1 protein-coding gene is annotated in these 420 nt (G+C 65.0%); it reads left to right on the top strand.

Going from position 1 to position 420, the window contains the following annotated elements:
• Nucleotides 1–420, top strand: a 420-nt coding sequence (locus tag BST12_RS29465) for a transposase (RefSeq protein ID WP_211281422.1), incomplete at both ends; no start/stop codon positions are given.

The raw sequence follows: 420 nt of genomic DNA, 5'->3' as shown, positions 1-420 counted from the left end.
CTGGCAGCGCTGCAGAACCCACTACGCAGCCAATCTGATGGCAGCCACCCCGAAGCCCTCCTGGCCGTGGGTGCGCACCCTGCTGCACTCCATCTACGACCAGCCCGACGCCGAATCAGTTGTTGCCCAATATGATCGGGTACTCGACGCTCTGACCGACAAACTCCCCGCGGTGGCCGAGCACCTCGACACCGCCCGCACCGACCTGCTGGCGTTCACCGCCTTCCCCAAGCAGATCTGGCGCCAAATCTGGTCCAACAACCCCCAGGAACGCCTCAACCGAGAGGTACGACGCCGAACCGACGTCGTGGGCATCTTCCCCGACCGCGCCTCGATCATCCGCCTCGTCGGAGCCGTCCTCGCCGAACAACACGACGAATGGATCGAAGGACGGCGCTACCTGGGCCTCGAGGTCCTCAC

It is taken from the genome of Mycobacterium angelicum, assembly GCF_002086155.1.
GTDB lineage: Bacteria > Actinomycetota > Actinomycetes > Mycobacteriales > Mycobacteriaceae > Mycobacterium > Mycobacterium angelicum.
This window is presented reverse-complemented; position numbering and strand designations above follow the sequence as displayed.